This window comes from Rhizobium sp. L51/94, from assembly GCF_019355555.1.
GTDB lineage: Bacteria > Pseudomonadota > Alphaproteobacteria > Rhizobiales > Rhizobiaceae > Rhizobium > Rhizobium rhododendri.
On sequence record NZ_CP072141.1, the window covers coordinates 3,059,403 to 3,080,378 of the forward strand.

The window sequence follows — 20,976 nt, forward strand, 5'->3', positions numbered from 1 at the left end:
GATGACGCAATTCGATCCCCACATGCTGTTGCTCATACTCGCGGCTGCCGGCGTAACCTACCTGACGCGCATCGGCGGCTACGTTCTCATCACCCGAATGACCCGCATCCCGCCGCGCATGGAGGCCGCCCTCAACGCCGTGCCCGCCGCCGTGCTGACAGCGCTGATGGCCCCCACCTTCTTCAACGGCGGCATCGACCTCAAGGTGGCGCTGGTAGCCGCAGGATTGGTCGGCCTTTATCTGCCGGCCAGCGCAATGCTCGTCACCGGCTGGATCGTCGTCATGGCCTGGCGCCAGTTCATCGGCGCCTGACCCTGACTTCGCGTGAAAAGTTCGGCCTCAGTGGCCGAGCGGCAGCGTCGCATTCTCCAGCCAGCTGCGCACCTCGGCGTCATGGATAAGCGGCATCAACGCCTCGCGGGTGCGCGCGTGATAGTCGTTCAGCCAGTGAAGCTCGTCATGTGTCAGCAATTCCGCGATGATCAGGCTGCGGTCGATGGGGCAGAAGGTCAGAGTCTCGAAACCCAGCATGTCGATATCGCCGCCGTCGATCGGCTCCGCATCGCGGACATAAATCAGGTTTTCGATTCGGATGCCGAAGCTGCCGGGACGGTAGTAGCCAGGCTCGTTGGAGAGGATCATGCCGGGCAGCAGCTCCTGCGTCGAGAGACGGGCAATGCGCTGCGGGCCTTCATGCACCGACAGGAAGGAGCCGACGCCATGGCCGGTGCCGTGGGCATAGTCGGCGCCGGCCTTCCAGAGCGCGATGCGGGCCAGCGGATCGAGATCGCAGCCGCGCGTGCCGACGGGAAAGCGCGCCGTGCTGATGCCGATCATGCCTTTCAGAACCAGCGTGAAAAACTGCCGCTGCTCCTCCGGCACGGTGCCGACGGCAACGGTACGGGTGATGTCGGTTGTGCCGTTGATATATTGAGCGCCCGAGTCGAGCAGGTAGAGTTCGCCAGCCTGCAGCAACCTGTCGCTCTCTGTCGTCACCCGGTAGTGGATAATGGCGCCATGCTCGCCGGCTCCTGAAATCGTGTCGAATGACAGGTCCTTCAGCGGATTTTGCATCGCCTGGCCGATTTCGGCCCTGACAGCCTCAAGTTTGCGGGCCGCGTCGATTTCCGAAACGGTGGCCGGCTTCTGCGTCTCCAGCCAATGAAGGAAGGTCACCATCGCCGCACCATCCTGCAGATGGGCAGCAGCGGAGCCATTCAGCTCGGCCTGATTCTTGCGGGCGCGCGGCAGCCGTGCGGGATCGTTACCCTCGACAACCTCGCCACCGGCGCTGCGGATAATGTCGGTCAGAGCCTGCGCTGCCAGATCCGGGTCGACCATTACGCGCGCGCCATTGGCGGAAGCGGCATTCAGCCTCTCTATCAGATCGGACGGGGGAAATTGCTGGCAGAGCTGCGCCAGATAGGCTTCCGCCTCGATATTGGTCTTGCGCTTGTCGAGAAACAGCTCTGCCCTGCCGCCGGCATGAATGATCGCCCGGGCGAGCGGATGTGGTGTATGCGGCACGTCATTTCCGCGAATATTAAAGATCCAGGCGATCGACGAGGGATCGGTGACCAGCACGGCCGCGCAGTTCTTCTCTTCCAGAAGCCTTGCAATAGAGCCGATCTTCTCGCTGGCAAGCACGCCGGCCTGCTCCACCGTCTGGATGGTCACGGGTCCAAGCGGCTCGGCGGGGCGGTCGGTCCACAGGCGATCGAGCGGATTGTGCGGCAGGAACACGAGCGTGCCGCCGATCTCGCCCAACGCCTTTTCCAGCCGTCGCACTTCCGCGCCGGTGTGCAGCCACGGGTCGATCCCGAGCCGAAGTCCCTTGGCGGCGTGCTTCTTAAGCCACTGATGCGGCGGTTCGCCGACAAGATCGCCACTGGAAAACACTGTCGTATCCACCTGCTCCAGCAGCTGAGTCGTGTAGCGGCCATCGACGAAAACAACAGCCTTCGACTGTGTTACCAGCGCCACGCCGGCAGAACCGGTGAAGCCGCTCAACCACGCCAGTCGCTCCGAGCAGGCGGGCACATACTCGCCCTGGAACTCGTCGGCGCGTGGCACCAGAAATGCATCGATCCCGAGAGCTGCAAACGAGGCTCGGAGCCCCGCAACGCGTTCACGGCCGAATTGCGGTGTGGAAGTGACATCAAAAGACTGGAACATGGGGCATCCAAATGCTGACAAAGCGAATCCGCCCTGGGCGGTTGCCTGCATGTTATCCCAATTCGGCGCCATTGCGAGACTGGCCCTCGCATTAATGCCTGTTAATGCCCGTTAACGACTGCGCCTATTTGATGGGCAGAATCAAGCGATTATGACTCAATCACGACAATACCCATGACGTATACGCATGGCTCCCATGCCGCATTAAATCTGTGCTGCAGTGCGGGATAGTTTATAAGGGGTGCATCAGAAGGGTTGAAAGCAACCCACCCAAAAGGAATACGACTATGAACACTCCCCGTTTCGCATACAGCAGCCCGATGCAGGCTGGCGAACGCCGGACCGTCCGTCACGTAATCGGTGCCCTGCGCGTTGCAGATAGCGAAGCTTCCCGGATCATCGGCGTAAGCCGCGGCGACGTACGCAACACGAACACCAGCTACGCATTCTAGGATCGGTCGATACGGCTTCTCCTCCCGGCCGACGACTGACGAGAATGCGAGACGCCCGCTTGAGCATTTCCTCCCCTCTGCTCGCGGACATGATCAGGTAACACTGATCTGCAAGGCGACACCCCTGGTGTCGCCTTTTGCATTTTGGAGGAAATTCAAGAACTTGGTAACAAAGCCGGAATCACTGCGCGAGCCGGTCAAGGCTCAGGCGCGGTCGAGATGGATTGTAACCCAGCCGTTGCGCCATATGGTGCGGACATGGCGCAGCGTGGCGCCGTTATAGGCGGCGATCACCTTCCAACGCTGGGCGGCAAGGATACCGGACAGGATGACAGACCCACCGGGAGCAAGATGGTTGGCAAGCTGCGGCGCCATGCGGATCAGCGGCCGCGCAAGGATGTTGGCGATGATCAGGTCGAAAGGCCCATGCCGGGAAAAGGCCGTCGAGTGAAATCCGGGAGCGGTTTCGAGCGAAATTCCCGAGGCTATGCCGTTGCGCACGACGTTTTCGCGGGCGACTCGAACCGCGATGGGATCGATGTCGGTGGCCAGCACCGGAATATTCTTTAGTTTCCGCACGGCAATGGCCAGCACGCCGCTGCCGGTGCCGAGATCCAGCGCATTGCGGACGCGTCGGCTGCGCATGACCGTCTCGATGGTTTCGAGGCAGCCGGCGGTCGTCCCGTGATGACCCGTGCCGAAGGCCTGACCGGCGTCGATCTCGATAGCGATCTCGCTGGCGCGGATCTTGTCGCGATCATGGGAGCCATGGACGACAAAGCGGCCGGCGCGCACCGGCTTCAGGCCGTCGAGCGAGCGGGCGATCCAGTCGACGTCGGGGATGATTTCCTTGTCGATCGCAAGACCCGGATAGGCCTCGGCCAGCAGCGCCTCGAACCGTGGGCGAACGTCCTCTTCCTGATCCGCATAGAGGTAGATCGAGGCTTCCCAGATATCCTTCTTCTCGTCGATCTCGGAGGTTGCGATCGGCAGTTCCTCGTCTTCGAAGACAGGCGTCATCAGGTCTAGGATCCGCTCGGCATCGCGCTCGGTCGTCGTCACATACAGGCGAATCTCATTCAACGCTTCGGTCTCTCATCGTCGTTCAGTCCAGCCGGTCGATGGCGGTTTGCAGGTGTCGTACCTCGCGACATGGCGCAAAAGCAAGCGGCGGACGACGGGAAGCCGCATTACCGGCGGGTTCATGGTCACAAAGCTCATCGGGCGCTGCGGCTCTTGCCTACCTGACGTATCGTGGATCGTACAACCGACAGACCGACAGGTCCGGCCCAGGCACCCCGCCTAGCCCTTGTTGATCAGGTTCTGCAGCTTCTTGACGGCCGTATCCGGATTTTCCTGGTAGGCAATCGTTCCTGCAAACCGGCCCTCTGCGTCCAGAAGATACACAGATGCCGAATGGTCCATCGTATAGTCGCCATTCGGATCCTTGGCGTCGAGCGGCACCTTGACCGCATAGACCCGGAAACCGTGCACCATCTCGGTCACCTTGTCGGTCGGCCCGGAAATGCCGGTGATGCGGCGCGAAACGTTGGAGACATATTCTTTCATGATGGCAGGCGTGTCGCGCTCTGGATCGACGGTGACGAAATAGGCCCCGAGCTTGGATCCATCCGGATCGACCTTCTGGAGCCAGCCATCCATTTCGAAGAGCGTCGTCGGGCAGACATCCGGGCAATGCGTATAGCCGAAGAAGACCGCCGACGGCCGGCCGCGGAATGCCTTCTCGGTGATTGGCTGGCCATTTTGCGCCACGAGCGTGAAGGGAACGCCGAAGGGGCCGCCTGCAGCAGCGGATTCAGGCGATCGGGTGAAATAGAACGACCCTGCCCCGAGGAAGCCGGCCATCAAAGCGACCAGGACCCAGATCGCAATACGCAGTTTTTTCATGATCGATTCCCGATGCCAAAGCGGCCCGTCCAATGGAGTACCTGTTGAGAGGCTGCAGGGATACCGCTTCGGGCGACCGACCGCAATTCAACACGCCGTCACCCATATCGAATATGCGCGATACCTTGGAAATCGGCACAACGTTAAGCTGATCGTAACCAGTCTCGGTCAACATGTTTTTCAACGGCAAACCTCAATGATTCCGCTCAGACGCTCCGGAAAGAACTTCACATGTCGAACGCCATCAAACAGTCGGGTGCCTACCTGGAAATCGTTTCGTTTCACCTTGCCGATCAGGAATTCTGCATCGACATCATGGCGATCCGCGAAATCCGCGGTTGGGCGCCAGTGACGCCGATGCCACACACGCCACCCTACGTTCTCGGTCTCATCAACCTTCGCGGCGCGGTTATCCCCGTCATCGACATGTCCTGCCGCCTCGGCATGAAGATGACCGAGCCGTCGGAGCGCTCTGCCATCATCGTCACCGACATCGCCGGCAAGCTGGTCGGCCTGCTCGTCGAGCAGGTGTCGGACATGATGACCATCAAGAGCGAAGACCTGCAGCCGGCACCGGAAATCATCCCGGAGGCCCAGCGCGCCTTCTGCCGCGGCATCGTCGCCCTGGAAAAGACAATGGTCTGCTTCCTCAACCTCGACACCGTCATCGCCGACGAACTGGCGCAGGCCGCTTAAGCCTGACTACCCCGTTTATCCAACGGCCCGATGCGCAAGCGTCGGGCCGTTTTCGTATGGGTTGGGTCAGGGAGCGGGCTTGCCTTTTGTCCAGGTCACCGTCTGACCGTAGAGCGGGATGGTCGAGATCGACATCTTCGCCGAGCCGTCTGTCAGTTCGCGCGAATGGGCGAGATAGATCAGCGTGTCGTTCTTCTTGTCATAGATCCGGTTGACGACAAGCTTCTTCCAGATCAGCGACATGCCGGACTTGTAGACCTCCTCGCCGCCCTCTGACAGGTTGATATCGTTGATCTGGATCGGACCCGTCTGGCGGCAGGCGATGGAATTGTTGGACGGGTCCTCGAACCACTTACCCTTGCGCAGACGGTCGATCACGCCCCGGTCGAAATAGGTGACGTGGCAGGTGACGCCACTGATTTCCGGGTCCGGAACGGCATCGATGAGGATGTCGTTACCCGTCCAGTCGACGCCGACCTTGCCGACGACTTCGGCCGAGGCCGTGCCGGCGATGAGCGTGAGAATTGAAGCAGCGGCGAGAGCGAAACGGCGCATGGAAAACTCCTTGTTGATCCAGCGCCGAAGATATGTCGCAGGCGGATCTTTGCAAGGAGAGACGTTAGCGCTTGCGGCAGGTGCAGGGCTCATAGCCGCGCGACGTCAGGCGGCCGATCGTCATGCCGATTGCGGCCGGAATGCCGCCGACATCGACGGCCTTCACCGCCTTCGCCATCTCGATGGCGGCCGAGGCACAGATGGCCGCGTCTTCAGCCGCATTGTGATGCTTGAACCTCAGCGCCAGATGCTCGGCGATCACATTCAGCCGGTGCGACAGGAGCTGCGGCCAGATCCGCTGCGCCATCTTCAGGCTGCAGAGATAGAATAGCTCCGGATAGGATTGCCGGTAGTGATCGAGGCTCGCCCGCCAGACGCTAAAATCGAAGGACGCATTGTGGGCGATCATCGTCGCGCCGCGAAAGTCCTCCTGGAACTCCTCCATCACCTCGGGAAACGAAGGCGCATCCTCGACATGCTCCGGCCGGATGCCGTGGATGGCGATGTTGAAACCCGAAAACCGCATGTCCTTCGGGCGGATCAGCCGCTCTTCCACCCGCACCACACGCCCGTCCTCGATCCACGCCAGTCCAACGGAGCAGGCGCTGCCGCGCTGCTCGTTGGCAGTCTCGAAATCGATGGCGATGGTTTTCACGGGTGGTGTCCGATTCGTCTGATCGGACAGTAGTAGCGAGGCTTGAGCCTTGAAGCAATTTGGCAGCGAGGTTGACATTCTTCCGACGCTGAGGAAATCTGGGAGGATGATCGGATCGCTCAACAACGTCATGCTTCACATCACCACCACCCTTCCAGGGTGTGGGGGCGTGTTGCCGGGCTGAAACCCGACCGATCATCCCGACGACCCTGCCCGAGGCGAGCAGGGTTTGGGAACCGGCTCTCCTCCGTCAAACAAGGAGAGACCCCATGAATGAGACGCCGAGTTCTGACAAATCGCGTTCGAAAACACCTCCCGAAGGACTGCTGATCCGCGCGGCCGAAGTAGATGATGCCGAGGGTATCTCGACAATCGCCAACCTGCCCGGCTTTCGCGCAGGCACGCTGCGCCTGCCCTATCAGACGACGGACGATACCCGCCGCTGGCTGTCTAAAGCGGAGGCGCAATCACCGCGTCTGGTTGCCGTCCTCGACGGAAGAATCGTTGGAAACGCAGGCCTGCGGCGGTTCGAGGGCCGCAGGCAGCATGTCGGCAGCATCGGCATGGGCGTCCATGACGCATACACCGGTCGCGGTATCGGCAGCACGCTCATCGGTGCATTGCTGGATTGCGCCGACAACTGGCTGAACATCCGACGCGTCGAACTCACCGTCTATGCAGACAACGCAGCCGCCATCGCGCTCTACAAGCGTTTCGGATTTATCGAGGAAGGCCGGCTGAAGGACTTCGCCTTCCGCGCCGGGTCTTACGTCGACGCCCTGACCATGGCGCGCCTGCGCGAGCAAGGATGATGGAGGCTGCGGCCTTGCCTCACCCGATCAGCGCCAGCCACTCGTCCTCGTCCATCGTCTGCACTCCAAGCTCGCGCGCCTTATCGAGCTTGGAAAATGGCGGATTGAGATGGGTCGCGAGCAAGTAGTATGGCCATGCGCTCAGTTACAAAATGAAGATTGATTTCCGGAAATTTCCCGAATGCCAAATATCCTATTCTTTTTCACAATTTCTAATATTCTTAAATTTTAAGATATATATTGAAAGTAGTTATGTGTGCTGATAAATACAACTTTTCCTGAGGTAGGGCTACGCAAGCAAAGGAAACACTATGTCTAAGCATTGGTCGGGCCAAACATGCTCGGAAACAGGTTTATACGGACAGTATCACGACACTAATAACTCATATGCTGGGGCAGAGCACGATAAGAATGTCAAAAGCGGCGACCCATTCCCTCCTTCTCTGAACAATTGTCACTTCAAAAAGAAATAACACAAAGCGGGCTGGAGCTTCAGGTCCAGCCCGCTTGCGTTGGCTTACTCGTTGGCAGCCGGATGCCTCGTAGTGGTGCTAAATCACCCTACTGTCGACGGCAAGGCCGATCAGCGCCAGCCACTCGTCTTCGTCCATCGTCTGCACTCCAAGCTCGCGCGCCTTGTCGAGCTTGGAGCCGGCGCCGGGGCCGGCAACGACGATGTCGGTCTTCTTCGAGACGGAGCCTGCCACCTTGGCACCGAGGCTTTCCGCTTTAGCCTTGGCCTCGTCGCGCGTCATCTTTTCCAGCGTGCCTGTGAAGACCACGGTCTTGCCGGCCACCGGACTACCGGAGGCCTTGGGCTGCTCGGCATCCTGCGGGCGCACCTCGCGCAGCAGTCGCTCGATGACCTCGCTGTTGCGCGGCTCCTTGTAGAACTCGACGATGGCGCGGGCGACGACCTCGCCGATACCCTCGATGGCATTGAGGTCGTTCCATGCATCTCCCGTCAGCGGTGCTGCCTCGCGCATAGCCTCTCCGAAGGCCTCATATGTGCCATAGGAGCGGGCCAGCAGCTTGGCATTGGTCTCGCCGACGTGGCGGATGCCGAGTGCATAGATGAAACGCTGCAAGGCAATCTCACGCCGCCCGTTGATGGCGGCATATAGCTTGCCGACGCTGACCTTGCCGAAGCCATCGATATTCTCGAGCTTGGTCAAGGACGCCTTCTGCCGCTCCTCCAGCGTAAAGATATCCGGCGCGGTGCGGATCTGCAGGGCCGGATCGTCGCTTTCGAAAAAGAAATCGATCTGCTTGGCGCCCAGCCCCTCGATATCGTAGGCATTGCGCGAAACGAAGTGCTTCAGGTGCTCCTTGGCCTGCGCCTGGCAGGCAAAACCGCCGGTGCAGCGCGTCACCGAATCAAGCTTGCCGGTCTTCTCGTTGACCTCGCGCACCGCATGACTTCCGCAGACCGGGCAGACCTTCGGAAACTCGTAGGCGACACTTGCGGCATCGCGCTTCTCAAGCACCACATCGACGATCTGCGGAATGACATCGCCGGCGCGCTGGACGATGACGATATCGCCGATCCGGATGTCCCGGCCCTCTCGCAAGACCTCACCGCCATTGCCGATACCCTTGATGTAGTCCTCGTTGTGCAGCGTCGCATTGGTGACAACCACACCGCCGACAGTGATCGGCTCCAGCCGCGCCACTGGCGTCAGGGCGCCTGTCCTACCCACCTGGATATCGATGGCGGTCAGTCGCGTAAACGCCTGCTCGGCCGGAAACTTGTGCGCCGTCGCCCAGCGGGGGCTGCGCGAGCGGAAGCCGAGTCTAGCCTGCAGCGCGAGGTCGTCGACCTTGTAGACAACGCCATCGATATCGTAGTCGAGATCGGCGCGCTTCAAGCCTATATCGTCATAGTGGCTGAGAATATCGGCTACCGATTCCAACCGCTTCATCAGCGGATTGATCGGAAAGCCCCAACGCCCGAAAGCCTCCACCATGCCAAGCTGGGTATCCGCCGGCATTTCAGACATCTCGCCCCAGGCATAGGCAAAGAAGCGCAGCTTGCGGCTGGCCGTCACCTTGGCGTCGAGCTGGCGAAGCGAGCCGGCGGCCGTGTTGCGCGGGTTGACGTAGGTCTGCTTGCCCTCCGCCGCCATCTGGGCGTTCAGCGCCAGGAAGTCGCTCTTGGCCATGTAGACCTCGCCGCGCACCTCGACGACATCCGGCGCGTCCTTCGGCAGAGTGTTCGGGATTTCCTTAATGGTTCGGATATTGGCAGTGACGTTTTCGCCCGTCGTCCCGTCGCCACGCGTCGCGGCACTCACCATGCGACCGTTCTCGTAGCGGATCGACATCGACAGCCCGTCGATCTTCGGCTCGGCGGTAAAGGCAATCGACTGGTCCGGCAGGCGTCCGAGGAAACGGTAGATGCCGGCAACGAAATCCTGCACGTCTTCTTGCGAAAATGTGTTGTCGAGCGACAGCATCGGCCGCGCATGGGTGATCTGGGCAAATGTATCGGACGGAGCAGCGCCGACATGGCGGGAAGGACTGTCGATTCGCACCAGCGCCGGAAAGCGCGCCTCGATCGCATCGTTGCGCCGCTTCAGTGCGTCGTAATCGGCATCCGAGATCTCCGGTGCATCCTTGCCGTGATAGAGTGCGTCGTGGTGGGCAATCTGGCTCGCCAGCCGCTCCAGTTCGGCGGCTGCATCGGCCTCGGTCAGATCCTCGACGGACATAGCTTCGCTCGGCATCCATATCACTCCACAGTTTGAGTGGATCTTTCTAGAGCAATTCCAGCCGATGAAAAGATACCCTGCGACAGCGGCGCTCAGCCGTTTCCGGATAACAGCCGCGCAGCGGCGGCCCGCGCCTCGTCGGTGATCGATGCGCCGGCCAGCATGCGGGCAATTTCCTCGGTCCGGTCCTCCGGCTCCATCGTCGCCACCCGCGTGGTGATCTTATCGGAGCCATCGGCAGACGGGCCCTTGGAAATCAGCAGGTGGGTCGCAGCGCGGGCCGCCACCTGCGGCGCATGGGTGACGGACAGAACCTGCACCTTCTCCGACAGCCGCTTCAGCCGCTGGCCGATGGCATCCGCCACCGCCCCGCCGACACCGGTGTCGATCTCGTCGAAGACCAGCGTCGGTGCCGAGCCGCGGTCGGCCAGCGCCACCTTAAGCGCCAGCAGAAAGCGTGACAGCTCGCCGCCCGATGCCACCTTCATGATCGGTCCCGGACGGGTGCCGGGGTTGGTTTGGACATGGAATTCGACGACATCGATGCCCTCGGCGGCGCCGGCCGCCGGATCGGTGGTGATCTCGACCATGAAACGCGCGCGCTCCAGCTTCAGTGCCGGCAACTCGGCCATCACGGCGTCGCTGAGCGACGTTGCGGCATGATGGCGCTTTTCGGAAAGGCTCTGGGCGGCACGATCAAAAAGCCCCTTGGCAACCGCCAGTTCGGCATCGAGCTTGGCGAGCTTCTCCTCGCCGGCATCCACCTCAGCCAGATCGGCAATCATCTTCTCGGCGAGATCAGGCAGGCCGGTGACCGGAACGGAATATTTGCGCGCGGCTCCGCGCAAGGCAAACAGCCGCTCCTCCACCCGCTCCAGTTCGCGCGGGTCGTATTCGGTCTTGCGCAATGCCGCCTCGACTTCCATCTGCGCATTCGACAACTGGTCGAGGGCTGCGTCCAGCAGGGCGACGGTGTCTTCCAGCAGGCCGGGCGCTTCCTGGCTCTTGCGCTCGAGGCGCCGCACCAGCGAGGCGATATGCGGCACGGGAGAGGCATTGCCGTTCAGGAACTCGGAGGCCTCTGAAATATCGCCGGCAATGCGCTCGGCTTTCATCATCTTCGAGCGGCGCTCGGCAAGATCGTCCTCTTCGCCATCCTGCGGAGAGAGCGTTTCCAGCTCCTCGACGGCGGCGCGAAGATAATCGGCCTCGCGGGCGGCAAGCTCTATCTTGTCGCGATGCTTCTTCAAAGCCCGTTCGCATTCGCGCCACTGGCGGTAGAGGCCGGAAACGGCGACGACCTCATCGGTGAGACCAGCAAAGGCATCGAGCAAGGTGCGATGGGCGTTGGTGTCGACGAGAGCGCGGTCGTCGTGCTGGCCGTGGATTTCGACCAGCAGCTGCCCGGCCTGGCGCATCAATTGGACGCTCAGCGCCTGGTCGTTGACGTATGCCTTAGTGCGGCCGTCCGCAGACTGGGTGCGTCGGAAAATGAGGTCGCCTTCGTCGTCGATACCGTTTTCACGGAGCAGCTTGCGGGCGCCATGGTCAATTGCCACATCGAAGACGGCGGTGATCTGGCCGCGTTCCTCGCCGTGGCGCACGAGCCCACCGTCGCCGCGGCCGCCCATGGCCAGCGACAGGCTGTCGAGCAGGATGGACTTGCCGGCGCCGGTCTCGCCGGTCAGAACCGACAAACCTTTTTCGAAGGCAAGGTCCAGCCGCTCGATCAGGACGATATCGCGGATCGAAAGCTGGACCAGCATCTCTTATTGGTTCTCAACTGCTACCGAGAAGAAGCTTCTTGCCGGCACGTGCGATCCACGATCCCTCGTTCTGGCGTGGTTCGACGCCACCGCTCTTCAGCAGCTTGTACGAGTCGGCATACCACTGGCTGTCGGGATAGTTATGGCCGAGCACGGCAGCGGCAGTCTGTGCTTCCTCAACGATGCCCATGGCGTAATAGGCTTCGACGAGACGCGCCAGCGCTTCCTCGATCTGGTTGGTGGTCGGATAGTTCTCGACGACGACGCGGAAGCGCGAGATAGCGGCGAGGTAATCCTTGCGTTCCAGATAGTAGCGACCAACCTGCATTTCCTTGCCGGCCAGCTGGTCCTTGGCGAAGCGGATCTTTGCCTGGGCGTCATCGACGTATTCAGACTTCGGATAGTTGTCGATCACCTTCTGCATCGCCTCGATGGTCTGCTGCGAGGCGCGCTGGTCCTGCGTGACGCTGACGATCTGCTTGGCATAGGAGGCGCCGACCAGATACTGCACGTAGGCAGCATCCTCGGAACGCGGATACTGCTTCATGTAGGTGTTGCCGGTCGTCACGGCCTCGTCGTAGTTGCCGGTGCGATACTTGACGAACGTGCTCATGACCAGCGCCTTGCGGCCCCAGTCCGAGAATGGCTCCTGGCGGGTGATGGCATCGAACTTCTTGCCGGCCTCGCCCATGTTGCCTGCCTTGATGTTGGCAAGGCCCTGATTGTAAAGCTGCTCCGGCGGATCGGTCTCAACGCCGAGCTTGGTGATGTCGATGTCCTTGTCCGACTGGCAACCGGATACGAACGCGCCGGTCCCTGCGAGGAGAAGCGTGACGAGCAAAGCCCGCGCTGTAATCTTCATGCTTTCAGATCCTGCAAAACCCATTCGGAAATTCCCAATTACCGCCACGACAAAAAACGAGTGCTACCGGCCCGCGTTTCTATCCATAAAAGCGTCGTCAGGGCAACGCAATGATGAACCATTAACGCATTTTTGTGGCGCATCCACGAGATTTACCCGCATCCTGCCACCTTGCTGCCTTTCGTCCGCCCAAGAAAAAGCCGCCCCCTTTCGGAGGCGGCTACCCTGGTCGAACATTATCTGGAGGTCATGCGGACCAGGGAGCAAACTCGGGTGCGTTGACGGCGACGAAGTCGCGCGCTGCCGGCCGGCGGCGCGGCACGGACGTCTCGACAACTTCATAGGCAGACGTGTCGCTGAGGAGTGCCTTCAGTGCGTTGGCATTCATCTTGTGGCCACCGCGGTACGAGCGGTAGCAGCCGATGAACTGCGTGCCGGCAAGGGCAAGATCGCCAACAGCATCGAGCGTCTTGTGACGCACGAACTCGTCCTTGGCATAGCGCAGGCCCTCGACATTGATGACCGTGTTGTCGTCTGAGATGACGACCGAATTTTCCAGCGACGAACCGAGCGCATGACCGGATGCCCAGAGACGCTCGACATCGCGCATGAAGCCAAAAGTCCGGGCGCGCGACAGTTCTTTCTTGAAGGTCTCGGCGTTCAGGTCGCCTTCCCACTTCTGGCGGCCGATCAGCGGGCAATCGAAATCGATTTCGACTTCGAAGCGCGTGCCGTCATAAGGGCGGAACTCGCACCATGAGCCACCCGATTCGATGCGAACCGGCTTGACGATGCGGATGTAGCGGCGCTTGACGCCGAGTGGCACGATGCCGGTCTGCTCGAAAGCTTCGATGAACGGATACGAGCTGCCATCCATGATCGGCATCTCGGCGCCCTGGACTTCGACCACAACGTTGTCGAGGCCGATGGCATAGATTGCCGCCATGACATGCTCGACGGTCGCGACAGAACGGGCAGCCGAAAAGCCGAGAACGGTGCACAGATCGGTGTTGCCGACCTGCGAGGATACGGCGCGAAGCTCAGTGACATCGCCGTTATCGTGGATGCGCTGGAAAACGACGCCGGTGTCGGCTTCGGCAGGAAGAAAGGTGATCGACACGTTGGCGCCGGAATGAACGCCGATGCCGGAGAGTGTGACGGGGGCTGCAACAGTTGTCTGAAAACCCAGCAATCCAATTGCCATTTACGTTCTGCCTTATCATCCTGCACCGAACCGACTTGCTTTTGAGAGACTGCGATGTCGTGGTTCGGTCTGTTACTTGGCACGAAATTCAAAGTTGATCCGAAGAGCGGATGCGATTCCGTAGTGCGCTTGGTATCTACATACGCGCCACGCCGCGGCAAACCAAATCACTGTTTCTTTCGCAATGTAACGGAATCAGGTCACTGAAATTCCTAGGTAATTTCGCGCGGCACAGGCCAGATAAAACATAACCCCCGGAGCAGATATCTGCGCCGGGGGCCAAAGTTTGCGGGGCTGCCGGATCAGTTCGACTGACGGCGCAGGAATGCCGGGATCTCGAGCTGGTCGTCTTCATTGCTCATGCGCGGCTGTGGCTGCTGGCGACCGTGATCGTCAAGCTGGCCGCGACGCGGAGCATAGAGGCTGGCCTCTGCGGACAGCGGCCGGCGCTGCTGCGAAGCCGCAGTCGGTGCCGGAGCGGTCATGTCGGCGGAAACATCGTCCTCGTCGCGACGACCAAGCGAATTGGTGATTCGCTTCAGCAGACCCATCGGGCCGCGTTCTTCGGCAGCGGCATGGTTCGGCTGTGCACGATGATCCATCTCGGCTTTGACGACCGGAGAGAAATCCTCGACCTTTGGCATGCGGACCGCTTCCGCGGTCTGGCGGACCATCGGATCCTGGCGCATCGGTGCAGGCTGCGGAGCCTGCATGACGGGCTGCTGCATGACCGGAGCCGGCTGCGGTGCGGGTGCCGACTGACGCAGCACCGGTGCTGCGGCTTCCGGGGCTGCGAAGATACGGCTCTGCGGGCGGAAGGTTTCTTCCTGCATCACAGGCTGCTGGACCGGCTGGGGAGCTGGCGCAACCTGGCGGGTGGTCAGCATTTCCAGTTCGCGTTCCATGTCGGCTTCCGCCATGCGGATCGTCTGGGCGATAGGATCGGCAGCCTTTGGTGCCTGCGCGACATAGGCAGGCTGAGCAGCGGCCGGTGCCGGGGCAACGGCCGCAGAAGGACGGACAATCGGCTTCGGTGCGGAGCGGAGTTCCATGTTCCGTTCGGCTGTCATGTTCATCGCACGGTCGATGCCGGTGGCAACGACGGAGACGCGGATGATGCCTTCGAGCGATTCGTCGAACGTTGCGCCGAGGATGATGTTGGCGTCCGGATCGACTTCCTCACGGATGCGGGTCGCAGCTTCGTCGACTTCGAACAGCGTCAGGTCACGGCCGCCGGTGATCGAGATCAGCAGGCCCTGTGCACCCTTCATAGAGGTTTCGTCGAGCAGCGGGTTGGCGATCGCAGCTTCTGCAGCCTGCATGGCGCGGCCGTTGCCCGATGCTTCGCCGGTGCCCATCATTGCACGGCCCATTTCGCGCATGACGGAACGAACGTCGGCGAAGTCGAGGTTGATGAGACCTTCCTTGACCATCAGGTCGGTGATGCAGGCAACGCCCGAATAGAGAACCTGGTCGGCCATGGCGAACGCATCGGCGAACGTCGTTTTGTCGTTGGCGATCCGGAACAGGTTCTGGTTCGGGATGACGATCAGGGTGTCGACCGACTTCTGCAGTTCCTGGATACCCATTTCGGCCAGACGCATGCGGCGTCCACCTTCGAAGTGGAACGGCTTGGTGACGACGCCAACCGTCAGGATGCCCTTGTTGCGGGCGGCCTGGGCGACGACGGGAGCAGCACCGGTGCCCGTACCACCGCCCATGCCGGCGGTGACGAAGCACATATGCGTGCCCTGCAGGTGATCGACGATCTCGTCGATGCACTCTTCAGCGGCAGCGCGGCCGACTTCCGGCTGCGAGCCGGCGCCGAGGCCTTCCGTGACGTTGACGCCGAGCTGGATGATCCGCTGTGCCTTGGTCATGGTCAGCGCCTGCGCATCTGTATTGGCGACCACGAAGTCGACGCCCTGGAGGCCGGCTGTGATCATGTTGTTGACGGCATTGCCGCCACCGCCACCGACACCGAACACGGTGATGCGGGGCTTAAGCTCGGTGATATCTGGCTTCTGCAGCTTGATCGTCATGGTACCGTTCCTTCTTGTCTATGACCGCGTCGCCACGCCAGCCAATTCACTCAATGTGCTCGCCCGTGCCGGAAGGCATTGCCGCCCGGCCCGGAAACTCAAAAACTTTCTTTCAGCCACTGCCCGACCCGGGCAATGCGGCTGTTGTTGCCGCCGAGCGACGAAAGCAGACCGCTGCCGCCCATATGCGTTTCCAGATCCGCCACCTGCGGATAGATCATCAGGCCGACCGCCGTCGAAAAGGCAGGTCCCTTGGCTGCCGTCGGCAGGCCGGAAATGCCCATCGGGCGGCCGATGCGGACGTTCCGCGCGAGGATATGGCGCGCCACTTCCGGCAGGCCGGTCAGCTGGCTCGCACCACCCGTCAGCACGACGCGCTTTCCGACGATCGGGCTGAAGCCCGAGCGCTGGATACGGTCGCGGATCAGCTCCAGCGTTTCCTCGATACGGGCGCTGACGATGCGCGATACCAGCGCACGCGGCACCTGGGTCGGCTGGTCGCGGTCATCCTCGCCAATTGGCGGGATGGAAATCATTTCGCGGTCGTCGCCCGGATTGGGCAGCGCCGAAGCGTGCACGACCTTCAGCCGTTCTGCGTCCTCGATACGGGTCGACAGGCCACGGGCCAGATCGGTCGTGACGTGATGACCGCCGATGCTGACCGCATCCGTGTGCACGAGCTTGCCTTCGGCAAACACCGAGATCGTAGTGGTGCCGCCGCCCATGTCGATGGCGGCGCATCCGAGTTCGACCTCGTCGTCGACCAGGGCAGCCAGACCGCTGGCATAAGGCGTTGCCACCATGCCCTCGACCGACAGGTGGGCACGGTTGACGCTGAGTTCGAGATTGCGCAATGCCGAGCGCTCAGCCGTCACCACATGCATGTCGACGCCAAGCGCGTCGCCGAACATCGCCAGCGGATCGCGAACGCCGCGCTCGCCGTCGAGCGAGTAGCCCGTCGCCAGCGAATGCAGGATGGCACGATCCTGGCGCAGCGATTGCTGGCAGGCGGCCGTCAGGACCTTCTTCAGATCGGTGGCTTCGACTTCCTGACCGCCGAGATCGATGGTTGCCGTATAGATGTCGCTTCCGAGGCGACCGGCCGAGACGTTGACGATCAGGCTCTCGACCGTCAGGCCCGCCATTCGCTCGGCAGCGTCGACCGCAAGGCGGATGACGCCTTCGACTGCATCGAGATCGGCGATGACGCCCGTCTTGATGCCGCGTGAGCGCTGGTGGCCGATGCCGATGATTTCGATGTTGTGCGTGCGGCCGGGAAGAACCTGCGTTTCCTCGCGCGGCGTCAGCCGACCGATCATGCAGACGATCTTCGTCGAGCCGATGTCGAGCACGGAGACGATATGCGAGCGCTTCGACGAAAGCGGCTTCAGGCGCGGCAAGCCGAAATGGGACGAACCGAATAAGCTCATGTGTCTTGTCCCGCCTTTTTCAGAGCCTTGGTTCTCAAATCCAGCGCCGCCTGTCGGCGCACCATCGCATCCGGCGTCAGTTCCACCGTCGTGCGATCTTCGAGACGAAGGTCGACGGCAGCGATGTCGCGCGCCAGAAGGTTCTGTTCCTTGTCCAGCTTTGCCAGCTTTGCGAGCGCCTGCTGCAGGTCGTCTTCCGGCAGCTTGATGACGATGCCGCTGTCGAGATAGAGATCCCAGCGGCGACCGGCGACACGCACAAAAGCCTTGACGTGGCTGCGAAGGTCCGGCCAGGCGGCAAACATGTCACCGACCGAAGTCGCGGCCTTCTCGGCTTCGCGCCCGACGAACAATGGCAGGGACGCAAACTTGTTGTCGCGCAGCGGCGCGATGACCGTACCGTTCTGCTCGATCAGCGAAAGCTCGGCGCCGTGCTGCCAGATACCGTAAGCGGCCTTCTCCTTGAGCTTCACCTCGATGGTCTTCGGATAGACCTTGCGAACCTCGACGTTTTCGACCCAGGGAAGGCTGGCAATCTTCTGGCGCGCGGCATCGACGTCGAGTGCGACAAGCGATGTCGTGCCATCGAGGCCGAGAAGCTGCAGGATTTCGATTTCAGAAGTCTGGTCGTTGCCCGAAACCTTGACGTCCTCGATAGCAAAGCCGGCTGCCGCCGTCGTTGCCTGGGCGACAGTCTGCGTATGACCGCCGAGCGACATGCCGTAGAGGCCTGTCGCGGCAAGGAAAGCTATGGCGGAGACAGTGCCGAGATGTGGTGGAACGTAGATGCGCCCGGAGCCGAGGCTCACCAGGAAACGCACGGCACGACGGAGCGGCCGCGGCAGGACGAACAGGTCCTCCGGCTGATCGAACAGCACCGGAGCACGGTGCCTCGAGCGCTTCATCCTTTTGACCGTCAACGCAAACATGACGCGTCCTCCACCATCCACCGGAGAAATTCGCCAAACGAGTAGCCGGCGTGGCCTGCCATTTCCGGCACAAGCGAAGTCGGGGTCATGCCGGGCTGGGTATTGATCTCTAGCCAGATAAGTTCACCATCCTCGGAAAAGCGGTCGTCGTAGCGAAAGTCTGATCGTGTGACTCCGCGGCAGCCGATTGCTTGATGCGCCGTTAACGCTAATCTTTGTATTTTTTGGTAAATATTTGGTGAAATTTCTGCGGGAATTACGTGTTTCGAGCCGCCTGCGACATATTTCGAGTCATAGTCATAGAAGCTGTGTCCCTGCGGCACGATCTCGGTGACTGCCAAAGCCTTGTCGCCCATGACGCCACAGGTGAACTCGCGGCCGGCAATGTAGCGCTCGACCAGCACGTCGTCGCCGTAGCGCCATTCCGACGACGTGATAACCTGCGGCGGGTGCGCCTGGTCTTCCTTGACGATGACGACGCCGAAGCTCGAACCTTCCCGGACCGGCTTGACAACATAGGGTGCCGGCATCGGATGCTCGGACCCGAAGTCGAAACGGCTCATCAGCAATGATTCGGCAACCGGCACGCCGGCATCGGCAGCCACCAGCTTGGCGCGCGACTTGTCCATCGCCAGCGCAGACGCAGCCACGCCGGAATGGGTATAGGGGATCTGCAGGTATTCAAGCACGCCCTGGATCGTGCCGTCTTCACCGAAGGGGCCATGCAGGGCGTTGAAGACGACATCGGGCGCAAGATCGGCGAGCCGCGCCGAGATATCGCGATCGACATCGATCAGCGAGATCCGGTAGCCCTGCCCTTCGAGAGCGTCAGCGCATGCCTTCCCCGACGACAGGCTGACCGGCCGTTCCGAGGAAAAACCGCCAAACAGGACGGCTACATGCTTCTCACTCATCGATACCCCCAAAAATACAGCTCTTTGCGACAGCACGCTTGCGCGAAGCTTTTACCGGGCGATTCCACCGGCTTCTGAATGAGCCTATTAGAGCGTCATTATAGTTAACGAAGCGTTTACTTTGGTTAACCCGATGCATCTTTTGCCGCCACCGACCCAAAAGAATCAAAATCCCGATGGCAATTACCCTCTTGGAATCAGAGCTTTAGATCCGTGGCAAGAGGCGCCTTCGATTTTCTTAATCCTGGACATCACCCCGGCGGGAGCCTCCGATCCGAGATATGCAACCCCTGCGATACCGGAGTGATTGCGAGTAACGGCAGACGCGTCGCCGGTTCGACTTGAGATCCCTGCGGATCAGCCGGAGACACCCGACGATGCGGACATTATTGTGCGACGCATCAACGATTTCGTTCGGGAAATTGCTACTTTGGCGTTTGCGCCGGTCTTAAATTGCGTTAAGGCCCGTGAAGTTGAACTTAGCATTCCGGATTGGTAGGAAAATGAAACAAGCGATATCGCCATTATCGCCGGCTCCCTCGTCGCGAAACAGTGCCTCCCTGAATTCGCCGTCACGCGTTCTGCTGGCAAGCCTGATCGGCACCACCATCGAATTCTTCGACTTTTACGTTTACGCGACGGCTGCAGTCCTCGTTTTCCCGACGCTGTTCTTTCCGACCAGCGATCCGACCACCGGCGTCCTGCAATCATTCGCGACTTTTTCAATCGCCTTCTTCGCCCGTCCTATCGGCGCCATCGTGTTCGGCCATTTTGGTGACCGCATCGGCCGCAAGGTGACGCTCGTTGCAGCCCTCATGACCATGGGCATCTCGACGGTACTGATCGGCTTCCTGCCCTCCTACGCCTCGATCGGCGTGGCCGCGCCTCTGCTGCTGGCGATCTGCCGCTTTGGCCAGGGCTTCGGTCTCGGGGGCGAGTGGGGCGGCGCGGTGCTGCTGGCGACGGAGAATGCGCCGGAGGGCAAGCGCTCCTGGTACGGCATGTTCCCGCAACTCGGTGCACCCGTCGGCCTGTTCCTGTCGTCGGCCGTCTTCTGGCTGCTGCTGCACTTCATCTCCCAGGAAGACTTCATCACCTGGGGCTGGCGCGTGCCGTTCATCGCCTCGATCATCCTGATCGGCATCGGCCTCTGGGTCCGTCTGTCGATCACCGAGACCCCGGAGTTCAGCGAAGCCGTCGCCCGCAAGGAGCGTGTTGCCGTTCCCGTGGTCGAAATCCTGAAGAACCACAAGCGCAGCCTTGTCCTCGGCACCTTCGTGGCGCTGGCAACCTTCGTGCTCTTCTACATCGGCACGGCCTACCTGCTGTCCTACAACGTCAAGGTCCTGAAGATCAGCTTCCTCGACGCGCTTCTCGTGCAGATCGTCGCCTCGGTGTTCTTCGGCATCTTCTGCCCGATCGCCGGCAAGCTGTCGGACCGCTTTGGCCGCCGCACCGTGCTCGTCGCCACGACGGTCGCGATCGGTGTCTTCTCGTTCTTCCTGCAGACCCTGCTGACCGGTGGCCTCACCGAGATCTACATCTTCGCAGCTGTCAGCATGGCATTGATGGGGATGACCTACGGCCCGATCGGAACTGCGCTGGCAGCGCCGTTCCCGGTGGCAGTGCGCTACACCGGCGCCTCCATCACCTTCAACTTTGCCGGCATCTTCGGCGCCTCGCTGGCACCCTTTATCGCCACCTGGCTCGCCAGCAACTACGGCCTTGCCTATGTCGGCTACTATATGGCAATCGCCGCCTTCATCACGCTGATCTGCATCCTGCTCTCAGGCAACGAAGAGATCTGATCCACACAATCGCATCGAAAAAGGCCGCGAAACATCTGTTTCGCGGCCTTTTTTTC

The 20,976-nt window shown here is 61.1% G+C and carries 18 protein-coding genes; 5 read left to right on the forward strand and 13 right to left on the reverse strand.

Annotated features, from left to right (window positions below; genetic code table 11):
• Window position 1: 1 nt before the first annotated feature.
• The gene (locus tag J5274_RS14995) at window positions 2-313 is read left to right on the forward strand and encodes an AzlD family protein (protein ID WP_111222868.1); all 312 of its coding nucleotides are present in this window, start codon (window positions 2-4) and stop codon (window positions 311-313) included.
• Window positions 314-340: 27 nt separating this feature from the next.
• Here J5274_RS14995 and J5274_RS15000 read toward each other — a convergent pair whose 3' ends face one another.
• Window positions 341-2,176, reverse strand: a complete 1,836-nt coding sequence (locus tag J5274_RS15000) for an aminopeptidase P family protein (RefSeq protein WP_219274660.1) — start codon at window positions 2,174-2,176, stop codon at window positions 341-343.
• A 287-nt stretch (window positions 2,177-2,463) separates the two neighbouring features.
• Between J5274_RS15000 and J5274_RS15005 the strand changes: the two genes are divergently transcribed.
• The gene (locus J5274_RS15005) at window positions 2,464-2,628 is read left to right on the forward strand and encodes a hypothetical protein (RefSeq protein WP_162854792.1); all 165 of its coding nucleotides are present in this window, start codon (window positions 2,464-2,466) and stop codon (window positions 2,626-2,628) included.
• Window positions 2,629-2,832: 204 nt separating this feature from the next.
• Here the strand turns inward: J5274_RS15005 and J5274_RS15010 are convergent, their stop codons facing one another.
• Together J5274_RS15010 and J5274_RS15015 are read right to left on the reverse strand one after the other, a co-directional pair.
• Complete coding sequence (locus J5274_RS15010) at window positions 2,833-3,711, reverse strand: 50S ribosomal protein L11 methyltransferase (protein ID WP_142823180.1); 879 nt, start codon at window positions 3,709-3,711, stop codon at window positions 2,833-2,835.
• 219 nt (window positions 3,712-3,930) lie between these two features.
• Window positions 3,931-4,536 (reverse strand): SCO family protein, encoded by a 606-nt coding sequence (locus J5274_RS15015; protein WP_142832208.1) that lies wholly within the window; start codon window positions 4,534-4,536, stop codon window positions 3,931-3,933.
• Window positions 4,537-4,767: 231 nt separating this feature from the next.
• Between J5274_RS15015 and J5274_RS15020 the strand changes: the two genes are divergently transcribed.
• Window positions 4,768-5,232: a chemotaxis protein CheW gene (locus J5274_RS15020; RefSeq protein WP_111222864.1), complete on the forward strand. Its 465-nt coding sequence runs from the start codon at window positions 4,768-4,770 to the stop codon at window positions 5,230-5,232.
• 66 nt (window positions 5,233-5,298) lie between these two features.
• Here the strand turns inward: J5274_RS15020 and J5274_RS15025 are convergent, their stop codons facing one another.
• Window positions 5,299-5,787, reverse strand: a complete 489-nt coding sequence (locus J5274_RS15025) for a CreA family protein (RefSeq protein ID WP_142823182.1) — start codon at window positions 5,785-5,787, stop codon at window positions 5,299-5,301.
• Window positions 5,788-5,851: 64 nt separating this feature from the next.
• Window positions 5,852-6,442: a 3'-5' exonuclease gene (locus tag J5274_RS15030; RefSeq protein WP_142823183.1), complete on the reverse strand. Its 591-nt coding sequence runs from the start codon at window positions 6,440-6,442 to the stop codon at window positions 5,852-5,854.
• Window positions 6,443-6,711: 269 nt separating this feature from the next.
• Between J5274_RS15030 and J5274_RS15035 the strand changes: the two genes are divergently transcribed.
• Window positions 6,712-7,254: a GNAT family N-acetyltransferase gene (locus J5274_RS15035; RefSeq protein WP_142823184.1), complete on the forward strand. Its 543-nt coding sequence runs from the start codon at window positions 6,712-6,714 to the stop codon at window positions 7,252-7,254.
• A gap of 551 nt (window positions 7,255-7,805) precedes the next feature.
• Here J5274_RS15035 and ligA read toward each other — a convergent pair.
• From ligA to J5274_RS15075, 8 genes are all read right to left on the reverse strand, one after another.
• On the reverse strand, window positions 7,806-9,980 hold the full coding sequence (ligA, locus tag J5274_RS15040) for an NAD-dependent DNA ligase LigA (protein WP_142823185.1): 2,175 nt from the start codon (window positions 9,978-9,980) through the stop codon (window positions 7,806-7,808).
• Window positions 9,981-10,057: 77 nt separating this feature from the next.
• Entirely contained in the window at window positions 10,058-11,731 is a 1,674-nt protein-coding gene (gene recN / locus J5274_RS15045) for a DNA repair protein RecN (protein WP_142823186.1), read from the reverse strand.
• A gap of 13 nt (window positions 11,732-11,744) precedes the next feature.
• On the reverse strand, window positions 11,745-12,617 hold the full coding sequence (locus J5274_RS15050; protein ID WP_202617092.1) for an outer membrane protein assembly factor BamD: 873 nt from the start codon (window positions 12,615-12,617) through the stop codon (window positions 11,745-11,747).
• Window positions 12,618-12,840: 223 nt separating this feature from the next.
• Window positions 12,841-13,797: a UDP-3-O-acyl-N-acetylglucosamine deacetylase gene (lpxC, locus tag J5274_RS15055; protein WP_142823188.1), complete on the reverse strand. Its 957-nt coding sequence runs from the start codon at window positions 13,795-13,797 to the stop codon at window positions 12,841-12,843.
• A 302-nt stretch (window positions 13,798-14,099) separates the two neighbouring features.
• Entirely contained in the window at window positions 14,100-15,839 is a 1,740-nt protein-coding gene (gene ftsZ / locus J5274_RS15060; RefSeq protein ID WP_142823189.1) for a cell division protein FtsZ, read from the reverse strand.
• A 98-nt stretch (window positions 15,840-15,937) separates the two neighbouring features.
• Window positions 15,938-17,269 (reverse strand): cell division protein FtsA, encoded by a 1,332-nt coding sequence (ftsA, locus tag J5274_RS15065; RefSeq protein ID WP_111222856.1) that lies wholly within the window; start codon window positions 17,267-17,269, stop codon window positions 15,938-15,940.
• Window positions 17,266-18,198: a cell division protein FtsQ/DivIB gene (locus J5274_RS15070; protein WP_142823190.1), complete on the reverse strand. Its 933-nt coding sequence runs from the start codon at window positions 18,196-18,198 to the stop codon at window positions 17,266-17,268. Before J5274_RS15070 ends, ftsA begins: the two co-directional genes overlap by 4 nt.
• Window positions 18,186-19,112, reverse strand: a complete 927-nt coding sequence (locus tag J5274_RS15075) for a D-alanine--D-alanine ligase (RefSeq protein ID WP_111222854.1) — start codon at window positions 19,110-19,112, stop codon at window positions 18,186-18,188. Before J5274_RS15075 ends, J5274_RS15070 begins: the two co-directional genes overlap by 13 nt.
• Before the next feature lie 503 nt (window positions 19,113-19,615).
• On the opposite strand from J5274_RS15075, the gene J5274_RS15080 reads away from it, so the two are divergent.
• Complete coding sequence (locus J5274_RS15080; RefSeq protein WP_142823191.1) at window positions 19,616-20,920, forward strand: MFS transporter; 1,305 nt, start codon at window positions 19,616-19,618, stop codon at window positions 20,918-20,920.
• The last annotated feature ends 56 nt before the right edge of the window (window positions 20,921-20,976 follow it).